The sequence below is a fragment of the Roseofilum halophilum BLCC-M91 genome, from assembly GCF_030068445.1.
Classification (GTDB): Bacteria; Cyanobacteriota; Cyanobacteriia; order Cyanobacteriales; family Desertifilaceae; genus Roseofilum; species Roseofilum halophilum.
Genome location: NZ_JAQPOK010000167.1, coordinates 17,489 through 35,978 on the forward strand (window position 1 = coordinate 17,489; position 18,490 = coordinate 35,978).

General features: G+C 46.5%; 19 protein-coding genes and 1 pseudogene. 11 read left to right on the top strand and 9 right to left on the bottom strand.

Annotation, left to right across the window (positions count from 1 at the left end; translation table 11 throughout):
• Positions 1-21 precede the first annotated feature (21 nt).
• From PJF56_RS21675 to PJF56_RS21690, 4 genes are all read left to right on the top strand, one after another.
• Positions 22-879, top strand: a complete 858-nt coding sequence (locus PJF56_RS21675) for a M23 family metallopeptidase (RefSeq protein WP_283764808.1) — start codon at positions 22-24, stop codon at positions 877-879.
• Positions 880-1,022: 143 nt separating this feature from the next.
• Positions 1,023-1,565 carry a late competence development ComFB family protein gene (locus tag PJF56_RS21680; RefSeq protein ID WP_283764809.1) on the top strand — a complete coding sequence of 181 codons (543 nt, stop codon included), beginning with the start codon at positions 1,023-1,025 and terminating at the stop codon, positions 1,563-1,565.
• Positions 1,566-1,686: 121 nt separating this feature from the next.
• Positions 1,687-2,343: a sigma-70 family RNA polymerase sigma factor gene (locus PJF56_RS21685; protein WP_283764810.1), complete on the top strand. Its 657-nt coding sequence runs from the start codon at positions 1,687-1,689 to the stop codon at positions 2,341-2,343.
• 149 nt (positions 2,344-2,492) lie between these two features.
• Positions 2,493-3,083: an anti-sigma factor family protein gene (locus PJF56_RS21690; protein ID WP_283764811.1), complete on the top strand. Its 591-nt coding sequence runs from the start codon at positions 2,493-2,495 to the stop codon at positions 3,081-3,083.
• Here PJF56_RS21690 and PJF56_RS21695 read toward each other — a convergent pair.
• Positions 3,080-3,481, bottom strand: coding sequence for a gamma-glutamylcyclotransferase family protein (locus PJF56_RS21695; RefSeq protein ID WP_283764812.1), 402 nt, complete (start codon positions 3,479-3,481; stop codon positions 3,080-3,082). The two genes, PJF56_RS21690 and PJF56_RS21695, sit on opposite strands and share 4 nt — an antisense overlap.
• A gap of 26 nt (positions 3,482-3,507) precedes the next feature.
• Here PJF56_RS21695 and PJF56_RS22435 point away from each other — a divergent pair, with 26 nt between their 5' ends.
• Positions 3,508-3,654, top strand: a complete 147-nt coding sequence (locus tag PJF56_RS22435; protein WP_488199629.1) for a hypothetical protein — start codon at positions 3,508-3,510, stop codon at positions 3,652-3,654.
• Between the two features lie 85 nt (positions 3,655-3,739).
• Positions 3,740-5,242: an adenylate/guanylate cyclase domain-containing protein gene (locus tag PJF56_RS21700; protein WP_283764813.1), complete on the top strand. Its 1,503-nt coding sequence runs from the start codon at positions 3,740-3,742 to the stop codon at positions 5,240-5,242.
• On the opposite strand, the gene pabB is transcribed toward PJF56_RS21700, so the two are convergent.
• Positions 5,212-7,077 (bottom strand): aminodeoxychorismate synthase component I, encoded by a 1,866-nt coding sequence (gene pabB / locus PJF56_RS21705; protein ID WP_283764814.1) that lies wholly within the window; start codon positions 7,075-7,077, stop codon positions 5,212-5,214. The genes PJF56_RS21700 and pabB overlap by 31 nt on opposite strands.
• A gap of 181 nt (positions 7,078-7,258) precedes the next feature.
• Here pabB and PJF56_RS21710 point away from each other — a divergent pair, with 181 nt between their 5' ends.
• Positions 7,259-7,501 (top strand): hypothetical protein, encoded by a 243-nt coding sequence (locus PJF56_RS21710; protein ID WP_283764815.1) that lies wholly within the window; start codon positions 7,259-7,261, stop codon positions 7,499-7,501.
• Between the two features lie 17 nt (positions 7,502-7,518).
• Here the strand turns inward: PJF56_RS21710 and PJF56_RS21715 are convergent, their stop codons facing one another.
• Both PJF56_RS21715 and PJF56_RS21720 read right to left on the bottom strand, forming a co-directional pair.
• Positions 7,519-9,348 (bottom strand): ATP-binding protein, encoded by a 1,830-nt coding sequence (locus PJF56_RS21715; RefSeq protein WP_283764816.1) that lies wholly within the window; start codon positions 9,346-9,348, stop codon positions 7,519-7,521.
• Positions 9,349-9,371: 23 nt separating this feature from the next.
• A complete protein-coding gene (locus PJF56_RS21720; RefSeq protein ID WP_283764817.1) occupies positions 9,372-10,025 on the bottom strand; it encodes a class I SAM-dependent methyltransferase in 654 nt (217 codons plus the stop codon).
• Positions 10,026-10,137: 112 nt separating this feature from the next.
• Here PJF56_RS21720 and PJF56_RS21725 point away from each other — a divergent pair, with 112 nt between their 5' ends.
• The gene (locus PJF56_RS21725; RefSeq protein WP_283764818.1) at positions 10,138-10,959 is read left to right on the top strand and encodes an SPFH domain-containing protein; all 822 of its coding nucleotides are present in this window, start codon (positions 10,138-10,140) and stop codon (positions 10,957-10,959) included.
• Positions 10,960-11,000: 41 nt separating this feature from the next.
• Here the strand turns inward: PJF56_RS21725 and PJF56_RS21730 are convergent, their stop codons facing one another.
• The 4 genes from PJF56_RS21730 to purE form a co-directional block, all read right to left on the bottom strand.
• On the bottom strand, positions 11,001-11,303 hold the full coding sequence (locus tag PJF56_RS21730) for a hypothetical protein (RefSeq protein WP_283764819.1): 303 nt from the start codon (positions 11,301-11,303) through the stop codon (positions 11,001-11,003).
• 220 nt (positions 11,304-11,523) lie between these two features.
• Entirely contained in the window at positions 11,524-12,420 is an 897-nt protein-coding gene (locus tag PJF56_RS21735; RefSeq protein WP_283764820.1) for an SGNH/GDSL hydrolase family protein, read from the bottom strand.
• A 142-nt stretch (positions 12,421-12,562) separates the two neighbouring features.
• Positions 12,563-14,119 carry an ammonium transporter gene (locus PJF56_RS21740; RefSeq protein ID WP_283764821.1) on the bottom strand — a complete coding sequence of 519 codons (1,557 nt, stop codon included), beginning with the start codon at positions 14,117-14,119 and terminating at the stop codon, positions 12,563-12,565.
• 260 nt (positions 14,120-14,379) lie between these two features.
• Positions 14,380-14,904 carry a 5-(carboxyamino)imidazole ribonucleotide mutase gene (gene purE / locus PJF56_RS21745; protein ID WP_430540903.1) on the bottom strand — a complete coding sequence of 175 codons (525 nt, stop codon included), beginning with the start codon at positions 14,902-14,904 and terminating at the stop codon, positions 14,380-14,382.
• A gap of 57 nt (positions 14,905-14,961) precedes the next feature.
• On the opposite strand from purE, the gene PJF56_RS21750 reads away from it, so the two are divergent.
• From PJF56_RS21750 to nagA, 3 genes are read left to right on the top strand one after another with little or no spacing between them, the layout of a single operon-like run.
• Positions 14,962-15,963, top strand: a complete 1,002-nt coding sequence (locus PJF56_RS21750) for an ROK family protein (protein WP_283764823.1) — start codon at positions 14,962-14,964, stop codon at positions 15,961-15,963.
• A 42-nt stretch (positions 15,964-16,005) separates the two neighbouring features.
• Positions 16,006-16,998, top strand: coding sequence for an L-lactate dehydrogenase (locus PJF56_RS21755; RefSeq protein WP_283764824.1), 993 nt, complete (start codon positions 16,006-16,008; stop codon positions 16,996-16,998).
• Entirely contained in the window at positions 16,995-18,125 is a 1,131-nt protein-coding gene (nagA, locus tag PJF56_RS21760; protein ID WP_283764825.1) for an N-acetylglucosamine-6-phosphate deacetylase, read from the top strand. Before PJF56_RS21755 ends, nagA begins: the two co-directional genes overlap by 4 nt.
• On the opposite strand, the pseudogene PJF56_RS21765 reads toward nagA, so the two are convergent.
• Positions 18,123-18,490, bottom strand: a pseudogene (locus PJF56_RS21765) (RNA-guided endonuclease TnpB family protein); the annotation flags it as partial. The gene nagA and the pseudogene PJF56_RS21765 sit on opposite strands and share 3 nt — an antisense overlap.

The window sequence follows — 18,490 nt, forward strand, 5'->3', positions numbered from 1 at the left end:
AGTTTCCTCAATCCACGATCGATGAACGTCTTTAACCGATATCAATCCGCCTTAATTACCCTAGTCTCTTGGGCCGCCCTAAGCCAGCCCTTGCAAGCCTTACAAGTCCGGGTGAATCCCCAATCTGCCCAACTGGGAGATACCATTTCCGTACAGATCCAGGTCAACACCCCCGAACCCCCCACGGTACAAATGGGCAATAGTACCTACCCTGCATTTCCCCTAAGTCCCAATCGATTTCGGGCCTTGGTTCCGTCGAGTCCCCTGGATCGACCGGGTACTTGGTCGATTGAAGTGCAAGGGGATGGAACCAGCGAAACCGTGAGAGTTCAAATGGGCGATCGCTCCTTTCCCACCCAAAGCATTTGGTTTTCCGAAAGTGATGCAGCCATTCGCGGAACCGACTACGAATTTGACCGGGTAGACGAGTTTAAACGCCTCGTCACGCCCCAAAAATTCTGGAATGGCCCCTTTTTACGCCCCAACTCTGGCTATGTGTCCACCATCTTTGGCGTTCAACGGTACTATAACGGCGAATTTGCCGAAAATTATTACCATCGGGGAGTCGATTATGCTGCCCCCACCGGTTCCCCTGTGGTAGCTCCTGCTGCGGGAAGAATTTCTCTGGTGGGTAAAGAGGCGAATGGGTTTGAACTCCATGGCAACACCATCGGCTTAGATCATGGCCAGGGCATTTTGAGCATTTTTATTCATCTGCATACGATTAAGGTTCAGGAAGGAGAAATGGTCAAAGCCGGTCAAGTCATTGGTACAGTCGGATCGACCGGTACATCCACCGGGCCCCATCTACATTGGGGACTCTATGTGAATGGAGTGGCGGTCGATCCAGTTCCGTGGCGTTTTGAAGGCATTGAATAAACCGATCGATTGCCAACCATTAAAATGTTGCACAATGTCACATTGATCCGGATCGTAGAGAATCCTGGGGCAAACTAGGGGAAGATGGAAGAACAGTATATCGTTAATGGTGAGCAAGGACACTGTGGAGTAGATTCAGTCTTATGAGTATCCAAGAGATTGTGGAACAGGCCCTCAAGGATGGCTATTTAACCCCAGCAATGGAAGCTGAGGTGGGTAATATTTGTGATAATGCCTCAGAGCTATCCATTGAGGAATACATGGCTTTAGACCGGTTAATGGGGTGTTTATTAACGGGCGAAGTGGTGGCCGTTCCTCGTAAGCAATTTATTAATGTGATGGAAGAATTGGTGCTAACCGAGTCCATGACGCGGGTGGCGGCGATCGAAGAAAAAGAAGGGATTAAACTAGATTTGGGTGATGTGGCGGCTTACGCCCTCAATCGTTTACCGCCCCTGTATGCGACCACAGAAGAAGGGGCCCGCTATCAACGCGATCGCGCTAAACAAGAGCTGATGGAGTTAATTAAACAGCAAGTTGAGGCGGCCATTTCTAAGAACCAAGAAAAACCCCAAGAACCCGAACGGCAAGCCCTGGGTAAGAGTGAAAACGTCCTCTCTCAGGTCAGCCATTTATTACAAGCTTATGCCCCAAATTACGAGAAAAAATCCCAGCCCCTAGAATAGTTGATGACCCCATCCTGGGGATAATTCCCCCTTTCAGGTAAACTGGGGAGAGATTGAACGGGAACTTAGCGCTCAACCTTGCGTCATGAAAGACTGGAGTGTTTAAGCACTAATTCTGTCCATGAGTCAATCTGTTTCTTTATCCTGGTCAACGGTTGGGGCAGGAGTTCCTCAAGCACCTGTGCAGCCCGAAAAACTCTCAAACACCGATCTCATTGTTCGCTGTCAGGCGGGTCTTCGCCCTGACAAGTTGATGTTTGCTGAATTAGTCAGACGATATCAATCCCATGTCAATCGGATGCTCTATCATCTGGCTCCAGATTGGCAAGACCGGGCAGACTTGGGTCAGGAAGTCTGGATTCGCGTTTATCGTAATGTTAAGCGTCTGAAAGATCCAGCTAAGTTTCGTGGGTGGTTAAGTCGGATTACCACCAACTTGTTTTATGATGAACTGCGTAAGCGTAAACGGGTCAGACCCCCTATTTCTTTAGATGCGCCGCGCCGCTTTGATGATGAGGAAATCAGTTGGGAACTGCCGGCTGATGAGCCAGGCCCGGAAGAGAGCCTGACGACAACAGAGTTTTACGAAAAACTGAAACAGGCGATCGCCGATTTGCCGGAAACGTTTCGCACAACCATTATCCTGCGAGAGATTGAAGGCATGGCCTATGAAGAAATTGCCGACATTACTGGCGTATCTCTGGGAACGGTAAAATCCCGGATTGCTAGGGCGCGTCAACGCCTACAGGTTCAACTCCAGAAGTATCTCAACAGCTAAAATGAACCCTCGCCGGTTCAGAATTGGTGTTGAGAATCTTAAGATTAATTGGAAACTTAAATACCCCTTTTACGATCATTAGGTGTACACTATCTTGGGTTAGTCACTAAGTGTGATCTTAGGTTTATCAACTTGGTAGGTGACCCGCTATGACTCCTCACTTTGATTGTCAACCCCATTCCCAGAAGCATGGGTATCTATCCCCGGCTCGTTCCCGGAATGACACCAGCCCCAACTCACATATGGGTGTACCTGATATGTTAAAACGCGATCGCTTTGAACTGCTCAGTGCCTATCTCGATGGCGAAGCCAGTGCCTCAGAAAGTCAACAGGTGGAAGAATGGCTAGACAATGACCCCACGGTTCAATGTCTCTACCAACGCTTGCTCAAACTTCGTCAAGGCTTTGAAATGCTGCCGACTCCTCCGGAGGGGCAACCGGTGGAGGAAACGGTCACTCAAGTGATGGGCCGTTTAGAAAGACGACCCAAACGTAGGGCCCTATTATGGGGTACAGGGGCGATCGCTGCGGCTGCGGTGGCTGCTGTATCCACAACCTTGACCAATCCGGGGCAACTGTTTCCCCAAATAGCCACCAGTCCTAGTCCTCAAGAGGGAGCAGCACTGATGCGTATTGCCCTCGATCAACCCCTAATTTCTATCCCCAAATCGGGCAGTAATCCCTTGGGAATGCCCAATGCAACCGGCGATCTGCACCAAATGCTCCAGAAAGACCGCTAATCAGATACGGGAGACCAAGAGCTGTTGAGTAACTCCGTCCCCCCGTATTGCCTAATCTTCTCCATACTCATTCGGTAGGCTAAAACCTCACCTAGAGGTTCGCCGGTTGGTCGAAACACAGGAATCGACTGGCGCAGATATTGGTTCTCCTCTAGGGGCGAGTTGGGGTCATAGCCCTCTAATTGGTCAAGCTGATTGAGCAGCTTAGAATCGTGGAAATGGAGTAAATATCCTTGAATCCGGTTGGCTCCTACTGTCAGGGCTGGATAACCCATGGGCAATAAAAACAAACGCCCCCAGGCGATCGCCTCTTCTTCCTTCTCTACATGCCCCTCACAGTAGCGCCGGTAATTCACTTCACCCGGTTTGAGCGTTCCATAAACAAAAACTTTAAACATCGGCTTGAGCTAAATTTGAATAAAACATTCAGAACGTTACATTAAGTCAAGAGCAGTTAATGGAGTTAAGTCAAGGAGCGATCCAAGCCGATGAAGACTTGATCCGCAAACTCCTCCAAGAGATTCCAGATACTGAGTCTGATTTACGGGAGGCGATCGAGGCTCTAGGGTAAGTGTTATAAAGGGAAAGAAGCGATCGAAGCTCTGGGATTTTGGCTATTCATCCACAACTCCCCTTTCTTCTTGGGAATTCAGATAATGCACGACAACACCACTTTACGCTCTTGTCAGGATATTTTAGTCGTTGATGATAACCCGAATAATATTCGCTTTTTATCCCACATTCTCACTCAACAAGGGTATCGTGTCCGCAAAGCCATTAATGGTGAATTAGCCATCAATGCGGTGCGATCGTCTCAACCCGATTTGATCTTGCTCGATATTATGATGCCTCATATAGATGGCTATGAACTCTGCGAACAAATTAAATCTGACCCTCAATACCGATCGATTCCCGTTATTTTTATCAGTGCTTTAGACGGCGAATTAGATAAAAACAGAGCTTTTAGAGTAGGTGGAAATGATTACATCACTAAACCCATTCAAGTGGAAGAAGTCCTCTCAAAAATTAACATTCAATTAAGTCTACTTAATCTACAAAAACTTCTCCAAGAAGAAGCTCAAGCTCGCCAAAAAGCCGAAGCAAATTATCGCAGTATTTTTGAACATGCAATTGATGGCATGTTTCAAACCACTCCAGAAGGTGAATTTATCAAAGCCAATTTAGCCCTAGCTAAACTCTATGGATATGATTCGCCCCAGGAACTGATTCAGGCGATTTCTGATGTCAATCAAGATTTCTATGTTCGTCCTCAACGTCGAGATGAATTCTTAGCCTATATGCAGCTTTATGATTATGTGGAGGAGTTTGAATCAGAAATTTATTGCAAGAATGGGGATAAAATTTGGATTTCTGAGAGTGTGCGTAAAATAACCAACGACCAGGGAGAATTGCTATATTTTGAAGGGACTGTACGCAACATTACAGAAAAACGCAAAATGGAAGAGGAGTTGCGAAAACAAAGAAGAATATCTGAAGAACTTCTCTTAAATATTCTGCCCCAATATATTGCTGAAAAGTTGAAGAAAAATCGTCATACCATTGCCGATCATTTACCCGAAGCCACAGTGTTATTTGCTGATTTGGTAGGCTTTACCGAGCTATCTGCCCAACTCGATTCTACGGAGTTAGTCACCTTGCTCAATGAAATTTTTTCCAGTTTTGATAAACTCACCAAGCATTATGGACTCGAAAAAATAAAAACCATCGGAGATGCTTATATGGTGGTGGGAGGATTGCCGATGCAGCCCAATCAAAATCCAGATCATTCGGTTGAGAGGGTAGCGAAATTAGCTTTAGCAATGCAAAATAAGATCAAGGAATTTCATCGCCCTTTGCCCCTAACAAAAGAGATAGAAATGCTTAAAAATAAACCCTTTCAATTACGGATTGGCATGAATACAGGCCCAGTGGTAGCGGGTGTCATTGGGATGAGTAAATTGCAATTGGATTTGTGGGGAGATACGGTAAATGTAGCTTCTCGCATGGAATCCCAAGGTTTACCCGGTAAAATTCAAGTTACCCAAGCCACCTACGATCAGCTAAAATACAAATTCAAATTAGAAAAACGTGGAATATTTAATGTAAAAGGTCGAGGGAAAATGACTACCTATTGGTTACTAGATGAACAAATACTTTGACTTTGATAGGGAATGTCGCCTAACCGCGCACTTTGCCATCCTCTAACCGAGTTAATCAGATAAAGAGTAGAGGATGGGGTAATCATATCGAGGGTAATGGGGTGTTCGCGGATTAGGTGACGCTCTAAAAGCCAGGCGCGGAATGCACCGGGTAAGAGTCCACAACTGAGGGGAGGGGTAATCCATTGTCCTTGCCAATGGAGAATAAGATTGGCAATACTCGCTTCGGTGATTTGATGGTGTTCGTTCCAGAGCAGCACATCATCGCAGTCGCTAACCGCAGAGCGGGTTTGCTCGTAGATTTGGCGATGGGTGGTTTTGTGGTAGAGCCAGATGCTGGAGGAGTCAATAGGTTGGGGGGCAAGTTTGACGGTGAGAGGAGTGAAGGAGGAAGGGGAAGAAATGGGGGAGGATTCTAGGGTTAATGCTCCTTGGGAATCGATCAACAGGCGGATTTTGTGGGGAGAGCGCTTGAGGGTGGGGGCGAGGGTTTGCAGTTGGTGGAGCAGTTGGGGAAGGTTGAGGGGAATATTAAAGTATTCGGCGGAGTCTTGGAGCCGTTGCAGGTGGTAGGAGAGCAGGAAATAGCCAGCGTGGGGAGTCCAGAGGAGGGTTTCTAGGAGGGAGAAGGGGGGCTGTTGCTGGGTGATAACGCGGGATTTTATGTAGCATTCTTCATATTCTTCTTGAGTGTTGGAGTCGGTGACGATGCCGCTACCGATGCCGTATTCAACTTGTTGGGCGTGTTTGTCGATCAGTAGGGTACGGATGGCGACGTTAAATTGCGCTCTGCGTCCGGGACGGAGAAGACCGATCGCCCCGGTATAGATGCGTCGGGGAGAGCGTTCGAGTTCTTTGATAATCTCCATGGTGCGGGCTTTGGGTGCGCCGGTAATGGAGGCGCAGGGGAAGATATTGGCGAGAATTTGGCTCAGGGGCGATCGCGTTTGAGCGGTGACGGTTGAGGTCATTTGCCAGACGGTGGCATAGCGCTCAACCTCGAATAGGTGCGGCACTTGGACGCTACCAATGTTGGCGACTCGGCCGATATCGTTGCGAACCATATCGACGATCATGACATTTTCGGCGCGGTTTTTCTGGGAATGGTGTAACCATTGGGCAAGCTGACGGTCTTCGGTGAGGGTTTTTCCCCGTGGAGCGGTTCCTTTCATGGGTTTGCTGGTGAAGGTGGAACCGTCGAGGGTGAAAAAGAGTTCGGGGGAAGAGGAGGCAATGATATAGCGCCCCATGTCCAGGTAGGCGGAATAGGGGGCGGGGGGCGATCGCCGCAGAAAGCTTAAGGCCCAGTTCGGATCGCCGCTAAAGGGCGATCGCAGGCGGAAGGAATAGTTTACCTGGAAAGTATCGCCTTGGCTGATGTAGTGTTGAACGCGGGCGATCGCCTGATGAAACTCATCTTCTGTCAGTTCACTTTCCCAGTTGATTCCCGGATCAATAGTATCACGGTGGAGGTTGATGAATTCCTGGGGGGTAAGAATGCGAGAGGGGCGATCGTAGAGCGCAAACCAAAGCTTAGGAAAATCAGGGTCTTCATGCACCGTTAAGGCGCTATCAAAGACAGGAGACGCTTCATAACTCAGTATTCCCACGGCATAACAACCCCGTGTTTCCACTTGGTTTTCAATCTCCTCTAAAGTCGAGAGCAGATTTCCAGAATTTTCAGTCAAACAATAGACTTTAAATGGATTTTCAAACTGTAACCAGTGGTGGTTCTGAGATTGGTAGATATAGGCAAAGGCGTTAGCAGTCATTCCCAATTCTTTAGGATTATGGGTGGAAAACTCAGCAAATTCTTCAGAAAAACACTTTTTCATTATACGATCCTTTTTCCACTTCAATTCAACTATCTGTGATTATACTTAAATATGTTTATTGAGTGGACAAGAAAGAGCCGTAAACATCTATAATTGTAACAAGGCGGTTGTCAGATCCGAGACATATTTTATGATAAGGATATAATCTTAGGGTCATCTATTTGCATCAGAGGTGCTTAGAATGTTGAATTATAAAGTTTCGCCGATTCTTACTCATCCGACTGTAGCTCAAAATACTCAACAAAAGTTATCCGCCGACGACCGGATTGAGGGATTTAGTCAGTTGGTTTCTGGTATGATTCAGTCCCTCTCTACAGTCGATCTACCCGAAGGCGTAGAACCTGAAGACCTGCAAAAGGCTTTAGAGGAATTCCGAGAACGCAAAATTCAGCAAATACAAGAGCAAATATCCGTTAAGTCTTAATCGAGTTCGAGAGGTGTTTAACTCTGGTGTAAGGGCAATTCAATAGTAAATGTTGTGCCCTTTCCGGTTTCAGACTCAAAGGATAATTCTCCCCCATGATGATCGACAATGATTGCATGACATAGGCTCAAGCCTAATCCTTTTCCTTTACCGACAGGTTTGGTACTATAAAACGGTGTAAATAAGCGCTGGCGAATCAAGTCTGACATACCAATCCCATTATCAGTGATAGAGATTCTCACCCATTGCATGTGACACTTTTCAGTCGTAATGGTAATTTGTGGGCTATCCCGGTTGGGATGGTTTTCCCAGGCGCTATCAATCGCATCAATCCCATTCACTAATATATTCATAAATACCTGATTGAGTTGTCCTGCATAGCATTCAACCGGAGGCAAAACTCCATAATTTTTGTTGACAGTAATCATCGGTCGCTTCGTGTTACCCTGTAAGCGATAATTAATAATCATTAATGTGCTTTCGAGTCCATCATGGAGATTCACCCGTTTCATCTGGGATTCATCTAAACGGGAAAAGGTTCTCAGAAACAAAACAATTTCCCGAATTCGAGACGCGCCATATTTCATGGAGTCTAACAAATCCATACAATCGGCTTGCAAAAACTCTAAATCAATCTCTTCCGAGAGTTGTTCAATATCTTCACCCGGTTCAGGAAATTTCTTTTGATAAAGTTCAACCAATTCTAATAAATCAGTCAGATAAGATTTAGCAAAATCAATATTACCATAAATAAAGCTCACGGGATTATTAATCTCATGGGCAATGCCAGCGACTAATTGACCAATGGAAGATTTTTTTTCACTTTCAATCAACTGAGCTTGCATTTTTTGTAGTTTTTGTAATGCCAGTTCTAACTCATGGGCTTTATCTTCAGATTCCTGCACTGCCCGTTGAGATTCATCGTACAAATTAGCTTGATAAATAGCAATCGCCAATTGTTTGGCCACATGCACCAGTAGGGTTACTTCTACTTCCTTCCAATGGCGCGATCGCTTACATTCATGGGCAATGAGTAAGCCCCATAATTCCTCTTTAATAATAATCGGTACAATTAAATTAGAGCGAACATCAAATTTTTGTAAAAAATCAACGTGACAGGGATCGAGTTGAGAGGTAAATACATCATGAATTACTCTCACTCTGCCATTTTGATAGAGATGGGCATATTCTTGGGAAAAACAATTATCTGCACCCACTTTTCCCAAGGTCGATCCCCAGTTGCCCACGACTTTTTCTACGATGACCGATCCTTTCCAGTTGTCTTGAAATTGGTAAATTAGCACCCGGTCGGTATCCAAAAGCTTTTGAATTTGATTGACGGCTGTTTTCCAAATGGTTGTTAAGTTTAAACTGCTGCGAATTTGATCGGTAATTAACCGGAGTACAGACTCTTGTTCCTGGGCTTTTTTAAATGAAGTAATATCGGTGTGAGAACCTGCTAAACGATAGGGAGTTCCATCACTGTTGCGATAACACAATCCTCGGGCCAAAATCCACCGATAGCCACCCGTGGGAGAACGGAGACGATAGTTGCTTTCATAAAACTGGGTTCCTCCTTGAATATGGGCTTGGAGGGCGGCTTGATGAAGGGCTAAATCTTCTGAATGAATAAGGGATTCAAATTCAGTAAAGGTTTGGGGAAGTTCGGCTTCAGTAAATCCTAAAATATGTTGCCAATTAACATTAAAAAATATGCGCCCCGTGGGTAAGTTCCAATCCCATAATCCTTCTTTAGAACTGGGTAGGGCGAGATGAAATTGAGGTTCATCGGAAGACACGGGATCATCAGGAGAGGGGGCAACAATTCCAGTGAGGCTATCATTCATAAGGTTAGGGGATGACGATTGATTTAAGTTGGCTCTTGGCGATAGGCGATCGCCGCATAAAAGGGATCTCCTCCTCCCCAACCCATCAGTTGTAAGATTGGAGGAACATTCGGTAGACGCACAATTAATTCTGGGTCTGTAAATCCAGATACAGACTGGATATACTGTTTCACGAGCTTGAGGCGAGTTTTATCTGTACCGTCACGCCAAATTTGAATCGCTTTTTGATAAAACATGCGGTTAGAAAAACTGACAATGACGAGACCACCGGGTTTGAGGATGCGGTGAATTTCGCTAAAGATGGCATCGGGGTATTGTAGATATTGTATCGAGACACAATTGAGGACGGCATCAAAGCTTCGATCCTCAAACGGCAGTTGCAGGGTTTGATTGAGGTCTTGTACCCAATAATGGTCTAAGCGAGGGTTTTTGGCTAACTCTTCCTCATTGAGACCATGGCCTTCCACATGCTCAAAGGTCATTTCGTCAGGAAGGTGGGAAACCCAGCTACTCATTAAATCTAGGATGCGAGTTTGGGGTTGGAGGCGATCGCGGTAAAGATCGGTTAACTGCTGGATAAACCCCTCGTCCACATGGGTGACGAGTCGAGGAAAGGCATAAAACTGGCGATCGTCGCTAGAATCGAGTTTAGTGCGGTCTTGGGGTTTTAAGAGCATGATGAATAATTCAAATTTAAAGTAGACTGAAAATGATTACGGCTCCCTTTTCCACTATAGAGGATTCTCCAGGGTTGGCTGGATCGGTTCTTTTCCTCGTAAGGATGGTTCCATGGTTCCCAGTATTTTGATTCTTTTCTTGGTGGCGATCGCCTTTCTGTCGAGTTCCTTGGTGGTGATTCAGGAACCCTATGAAGCCTTAGTAGAGCGATTGGGAAGGTATAAACGCACCCTCAAGGCCGGTGTTAATTTTATTATACCCCTCGTGGAAAAAGTGGTAATCCGAGCCTTGATGAGCGAGCGTTTATTGGATGTTCCTCCCCAACAAACCATCACCAAAGACAATGTATCCTTAGAAGTCGATGCGATCGTTTACTGGCAAATTGTCAACCTCAAACGGGCCTATTATGCCATTGATAATATTGAAAATGCCCTGGAAAATCTAGTGTTAACCAATTTGCGGGGGGAAATTGGTCGCCTAGAAATGAACCAAACCTTTTCTGGAATTAAAGAAATCAATCAAGCCTTGCTAGAGCAAATTGACTCGATTACCGACTCTTGGGGAGTCAAGTTGATTCGGGTAGAAGTACGGGATATTACACCTCCGAAAACTATTATTGAATCTATAGAGCAAGAACGGGCAGCAGAAAGTAAACGATTGGCCTCAATTATTGAGGCGCAAGGAGGAGCGCAATCGATGAAAATCCTGGCGGATGCCTTAGGAATGGATTCTAACAGCCCTGAGTTTATTCAATTTATCATTGCCCAACGGTATATAGATACCAATGAAAAGCTCACGAATAGTCCTAATTCTAAGATCTTCTTTATGAATCCTAGTGCTTTGAATGAAACCCTCACTAATCTCCTAGAATATGAACGGTCAAACTTGAGGAAAATCGATCTGCCCCCTGAGTCTCCACCTGAAAATGAGTAATGGGTAATGGGACAACCCTATAACATCGAATTACTTATTACTTAACAGCGCAAAGCGCTATAAGCATGTTCTTCTTGGTGATTGGCTAAATGAAAAACAATCCGAAAGGCTTCGTCTAAGGTCGTGTCTTTCTCCGTTTTGATGCGTTTAATTTTAGTTTTATTCAATTTAGAAATCAGTTCTTCGTAGGTGTCTTTCTCGGCGGATGCATCCTGGCGATTGATGGGGGAAATAATCCGATAATCACAACCATAGCGTTGACATTCTAAACTTCCGTATTTGTGTAGACTGCCATTGGGATTGATGTAAGACAGAACTTCAAAATCAACAACTCTAGTTTTCATACCCTTAAACTTCCGTAGGTTAGAACGAAGGGTCAATCCGGATGCAGACCGCGATTAACTCTCATAGCTTAATCATGCCCGATCGCCGGCCAAATCTCTGTGACTGAGGTAAGTGAAGTCGGTGAGATATCTAAGAGAATGGATTGATCCGAACCGGTAGAGAGGGGTGAGCGATCGCCCCTGATTTGGAGATCTCGATCACACCTGTCCTCTCTCACCCCTAGTTATACGGACTCATCGGATTAGATTCTAAATACATATGTGAAAAGAATTTCATGGCTGTACCCCAAATCAAATAGCCTTGATGGTTAAGATGCAAGCCATCCGTGGTCAAATCTGCCCGTAGACTCCCTTGGGGTGTGGCAAACAGGGGATACAGATCCAGATAATAGGCTCCTTGGGAATGAGCCAGAGTCCACAGTTGTTGATTGAGTCGGCGAATGCGTTCATTGGGGACTTGTAAGAGGCGATCGCTCTGTTCCCAAGTCGCCTGTTCTCCCTGATGGGGCAAAATTGATTGCACCACCAATTGGGTTTGGGGGTGATTCCACTTTAAGTCCTGAAGAATTTGCTGATAATTCTCCAACACCTGGCGATCGCTCACCCCTTTGAGCAAATCATTAATACCAATCAGAATAAAGATAGTGTCTGGTTTCGTCCGATCTAACAGAGGTAAGCGGCGATATAACCCAGCCGAAGTTTCCCCAGAAATCCCCTGGTTGAGCCAAGTCCGTCCAGGGGGGAGCAAAGCCGGAGGAAACCATAAACTAATGGAATCTCCCGCTAAAACTGAGAGATTGTCCGGTTGTTTCGCGGCGGCTACTTCCGCTTCTTTAGCCAGCAATTCCACCCATTCTTGATAGGTGAGATGATGACTCTGAGGGACATAGGTAGGAGCGGGGTTAAAACTCTCTGGGGACTCAGTATTGCCCGTATTGACTGAAAGGATCTGGGCCTGAGCTGGCGTACCGGAAGGATTATCGGTCATCGACACCAGCGATCGCCCTTCGACCGAGCCAATTTCGCGCTGCGCCTGGATCAGCAATAAACTTAAGACCACATTGGCAGACAGGGATAACCCGACCCAAATAGGAATTTTTTTTCTGTGGCTGAACACAACCCTACACCGAATCAACAGACTTATCACCCATCATAATAGGACGGGAGACAAAAAATGAATACCGCTAAAGAGTATAACCTCCTTAGCGGTATGAAACTGCCCCTCAAATCTGAGGGAACAGTCGAGCTAAAATAACCATCTAATGATCGCTACTACCTACACTAGAGCTTTTCATTGCATCGGCCATGCCACCGGCGATCGCGCTGGACTCTTTCAGGAAACCACTATAAGCTTCCATGCCATGTTCAGCAATATCCAAGCCTTCAAACTCTTGCTCCGGATGAACCCGGATACCCACCGTCGCTTTTAGGGCTAACCAGAAAATACTACTCAGCAGCACAGTAAAGCCACCAATCGTCAGAATACCGAGGATTTGAGCAATCAGTTGATTCGCTCCACCGCCATAAAACAGGCCTGATTCTGTATTAAACAAGCCAACCGCTAGGGTTCCCCAAGCGCCATTGACCAAGTGAACCGAAATCGCACCCACCGGGTCATCAATTTTGAGAACGGTATCGAAGAAACCAACCGCATAGACCACCAGGATGCCAGCAATCACACCAATAATCACAGCTCCCAGATAGGACACCCCATCACAGCCAGCCGTAATCCCCACCAAACCCGCGAGAATACCATTGATAATCATCGAGAGGTCAGGTTTGCCATCTTTGAGCCAAGAAACAGCCGTCGCCGATACTCCACCCGCAGCAGCAGCCAAGTTTGTCGTCACAGCAATATAGGGAACCGCTTCATCTGCTGCCAGTTGAGAACCCGGATTAAATCCAAACCAGCCAATCCAGAGGATCAGACATCCCAGGGTAGCAATACTCATATTGTGGCCGGGAATCGCGCGGGCTTGGCCATCTTCATATTTACCAATCCGGGGGCCTAAGAAGGCAGCACCCATCAGAGCCGCCCAACCGCCAACCGAGTGAACCACCGTTGAACCCGCAAAATCGGCAAATCCCGTATCTAGGAAACCGATATCGCTTAACATACCGCCACCCCAAACCCAGTGACCGGAGATGGGATAGCCAATGCCTACAATCAGCAGGGAAAAGAGGACAAAGGCAATAAACTCAATCCGTTCCGCCACTGCTCCCGAAACAATAGTGGCAGCCGTTCCGGCAAAGGCAGCTTGGAACAGGAAAAACACCGGAATGGGTAAACCCGCCGGGAAGGGATCGAGTCCATAGCTTCCCGGATCGGTGCTGCTGAGGAACCAACCGCCGCCTCCGATGAAGCCATTGCCGGAGCCAAACATGAGGGAAAAGCCGATCGCCCAAAAAATTAGGGTGGCTAGAGCAAACACGATCAGGTTTTTGGAGAGGATGTTGACGGCATTTTTCTGCCGACAAAATCCCGTCTCTAACATGCCAAACCCGGCATTCATGAAGATCACCAGAATGGCAGCGATTAAAATCCAAATGGCATTCAGGACTCCTTGGATATATTCTGGAGAGCCTGGGACAACTTCGGCCGCTTCTTGGGCTTTAGCCGCTACTTCCCAAATCACCACAATGATTGCGGACAGGGGAATACATGCTATCCAATTTAAGGCGTTACGACCCCACAACAGGCGTAGGGCACTGAGTGGGGGCCGTTGCCTTAAGGATGCATTGGCGAAGAAGTTTGGGAGTTTTTTCGGACTCCCTCCGATATCAAGGCGTTGAGTTTTCAATGATTGTCTTTCCATGAATTTCTTGATCTGAGAATTACCGCATAAAATGGGAGATGCAGCTTACTCACTGAGTAGGGGACGACAAATAGCCTTCCAGCTTTTCATAGAACCAGTCCAATGAAGATAAAGTCAAACTCAATGCCGATTTTAAGGTTTACTTAAGCTTGGCTACTCCTTGAATTGGTTCCGCAAATACGATAGATAGATTGCATCAATTCTGATAGGTTTATTCTGTATTCAAGAATACTTTTTGGGAATTCAATTGAAAATTTATGTTACATATTTTCTAAGTAATCTTTATATCCAAGGCGATCTAATTGCGTTTGTTTCTCAATTACCGATTGATTGAGCTGCTGACGATAGGCTTGAACCTGTTGCAGCATGTGGGGTTGGTGGCTGGCTAAAATTTGGATGGCTAAGAGTCCGGCATTCTGAGCGTTGCCGATCGCCACGGTGGCAACGGGAATCCCTCTAGGCATCTGGACAATGGAGTAGAGAGAGTCGAGTCCTTGCAGATGGCGAGAAGGCACGGGCACGCCAATCACCGGTAAAGGCGTTAATGAAGCCACCATTCCCGGCAAATGGGCAGCGCCCCCCGCCCCAGCGATAATCACCTTAATGCCCCGTTCGTGAGCTTGTTGGGCATAGCTCACCATCCGTTCGGGCGTGCGGTGAGCTGAGACAATGGCAACTTCTGAGGGAACTTGAAACTCTTCGCAAACGGCGATCGCCGCTTTCATCGTCGGCAGATCGGAATCACTGCCCATAATAATACCAACCAGAGGATCGGACATAACCATAGAGTCTTAAGATTCAGGATTTGATACGATGCAATATAGCGCTTAACGGAGGTGAAAATGAGCATTTATTTGGGCATCGACATCGGAGCCAGCACCGTCAAACTGGGATTATTTGATTCGGACAAAGGGGTTATTGGCGATCGCCTCGACAACCCCAGTCGCGCCTCCCAAGGCCCCGATGCCACCATCAACGTCATCAAAACCGCCGCCCAAGACATCTTCAAAACCAATAACATCAACCCCCAAGATCTCAAAGGCATTGGCGCATGTTGTCCCACCCCCATCGACCCTTCAGGCATGTGCGTTTATCCCACCAACATTGACCACTCCTGGCAAGGCGTAAACGTCAAACAAAAACTCTCCGATAGCTTCAACTTACCCGCACTCCTCCTCAACGATGGCGATGCCGCCGCCTACCGAGAACACACCGTCAGAGAAGCCCAAAATCAAGCCTCTAACTCCATGGCCCAATTTATTACCGGAACTGGATTAGGAGGAGCCTTAATCATCAACGGTCAAGTCATTTCTGCCCCCGGAGTCGCCGCCGAACTCGGCCATATTCTCACAGATACCAGCGACAATGCCGACCTTTGTGGATGTGGTGCAACAGGATGTGTCGAAACCAGAGCCTCCCTACTCGGACTCAGAAACATGGTCAAACACCGCCAAGCCAAAGGCAACGTACCGGAGCAACTTCAAGGCGACCCCATGGAAGTCGCCAAAATCCTCCGCGAACTCGGTCAGGCCGACGATCCCCTACAAGATGTTACGGACATCTGGCATGAATATTTTACCAACCTCGGTCGAGCCGCCCGAACCGTCCTCAATATCGTCGGCTGTGACCTCATTGTCATCTCCGGTGGAGCGCAGGAAAGACGAAACAACGCATCCGACCATTCCTATGAACGGTTTAAAACCGATGCCATTGGTTGGATTCGCCATGAAATTGACCATAGTTTCCCCCACCTGAAAAACACCAGAGTCGAATGGTCAATTGATACCCTCCCCGACAGCGCCGCCTACGGTGCAGCCCAATATGCCAGCATCATGTTAGCCTGATCGATTCATCCCCCTCCTGCCCATTACCGCGCGAAGTGCTATATGTTTGAACATCTCTTTTCCAATTCCAGTTTCTTAACGACTTCCAGTTCCCTTAGCCTCAGAAAAGGAGTAATCATTGGTGCTGGACAAGTCGGTTTAGCCTGCGCCTATTCTTTACTCATTCAAGATTGCTTTGACGAACTGATCCTGCAAGATATTGCCCAAGATAAAACCGAAGGGGAAGTCATGGATTTGATGCATGGAATCCCCTTCATTTCCCCCACCCTAGTCACAGCCGGAACCGTTGCCGATGCAGGAAAAAATGCAGATATTGTCATTATTACGGCTGGTGCAAGTCAGAAACCCGGTGAAAGCCGATTAAGCTTAGTCGAACGCAATGTCACAATCTTTAAAAACTTAATTGCAGAAGTCGTCCAACATTGTCCCCATGCCATTTTGCTGATTGTCAGCAACCCCGTCGATATTATGACCTATGTCACCCTAAAACTATCGGGTTTTCCCAGCCATCGGGTTTTAGGATCGGGAACCGTATTAGATACAGCTCGCTTTCGCGCTCTGCTTTCTCAAAAACTCAATCTTGATGCCCGTAGTATTCATGCCTATATTATTGGCGAACATGGGGATAGTGAGCTTCCCGTTTGGAGTACGGTGAATGTGGCCGGGATGAAACTCTGTGATGGACGGCCAGGATCTCCAAATGTTGACGACCCCCAATTAGCAGAGATTTTTGATCAGGTGAAAAACGCTGCCTATGAAATTATCCAACGCAAAGGCTATACTTCCTATGCGATCGGATTAGCAGTAACCGATATTGTCAAAGCCATTTTGCGTAACCAACGCCGGATTATGACCGTCAGTCGTTTCGTCGATGGATTATATGGATTACCCGAACTCTGTATTAGTCTACCTACCGTAGTAGACCGCCAAGGAGCCACCCAGTTAATTAACCTCTCTCTGAATCAGACGGAACAAGAACAATTGAATCACTCGGCTCAAGTCTTACAAAATATTCTGGGTCAACTGGACTTATGAATCCGAATCTGAATATTATTAACGCCCACCTTCCCGGATATGAAGATAAACAAAATATAGTCATCCGAGAGGGCAAGATTCAAGCCATCTTACCCACCCAAACCCAACGGAGTTCTGACCAACCCATCCTAGATGTGCAAGGAGACTGGATATCCTTGGCAGGAATTGACTTACAAATTAATGGCGCATTGGGATTAGCTTTTCCTGAAATAACCAGCGCCGACCAAGAAAAACTCAATCAAATTTGTCATCTTTTATGGCAACAAGGCGTTAGCTATTTTTTGCCGACTCTAGTTACTACATCTATTGAAAATATCCACCGATCCTTAAAAATATTCGCAGAATTTTCACCTCCCCAAAATAGCGCTCAACCTTTGGGAATTCATTTAGAAGGGCCGTGTTTAAATCCAGAAAAGCGGGGCGCTCATCCTTCAGAGTATCTGCTTCCTTTAACTGTAGAAAACATGAAACAGATCTTGGGAGACTATGCAGAAGTGGTCAAAGTCATCACTCTTGCGCCAGAACTCGATCCCACGGGTGAAGTAATTCCTTACTTAACCTCCTTGGGAATTACTGTGAGTCTCGGTCATTCTCAAGCGACTTTCGAGCAAGGTAAATTTGCCTTTGAGCAGGGCGCAACCATGGTAACTCACGCCTTTAATGCGATGCCCGGTTTACACCATCGAGACCCCGGTTTGTTGGGGGCTGCGTTAGTGAATTCCCAGGTGTATTGTGGATTGATTGCCGATGGGGTTCATGTGTGTCCGACGATGATTGATATTGTGTTGCGAGCCAATTCTCACAATATTTTTCTAGTCAGTGATGCTCTTGCTCCTTTGGGTTTAGCGGATGGGATTTATCCGTGGGATAATCGCGAAATTGAAGTGAAACAGGGAACCGCACGGTTACTCAATGGGACGTTATCGGGGACGACTTTACCGTTATTGGCTGGAGTAGACAATTTAGTCCGTTGGGGGATGGCTCAGTTGGGAGAGGCGATTGCTTTAGCCACAGAAACCCCTAGAAAGGCTTTGGGGATGCCTGGAATTTCTGCCGAGCAACCTGCGGATTTAGTGCGTTGGTGTTGGGATGGGGAAGAACAGCGCTTAAGCTGGGAGCGGTTATAGTTTAATTTTTCCTTGTTTTAAGGCGACTTTACTCAGGGACTGTTGAGTATAAACCAATAAGTGACGACCTTGTTGGGTGTTTTTATATTTGGGGATTTTCGGTTTTCCTAAAAACTTCTCCTGGTTGACTTTGTAGGCTTGATTGGCGGCAAAAAAGGATTGCCAGTTTTGGTCTAATCCTCGTAACACTTGTTGAGATACTTTCGCCGGTAAAGCGCGATATGGTTCCGTCTTCTGCATTAATTTATCCATCCGGTTATAGTTCAAGTAACCATGACCATAGATAAAGTTTTGACGGATTAGATAATTAGCCCCATTGTAGAGATTTTTGGAATGCCATGATAACTCATCTATCTCATTCCAAA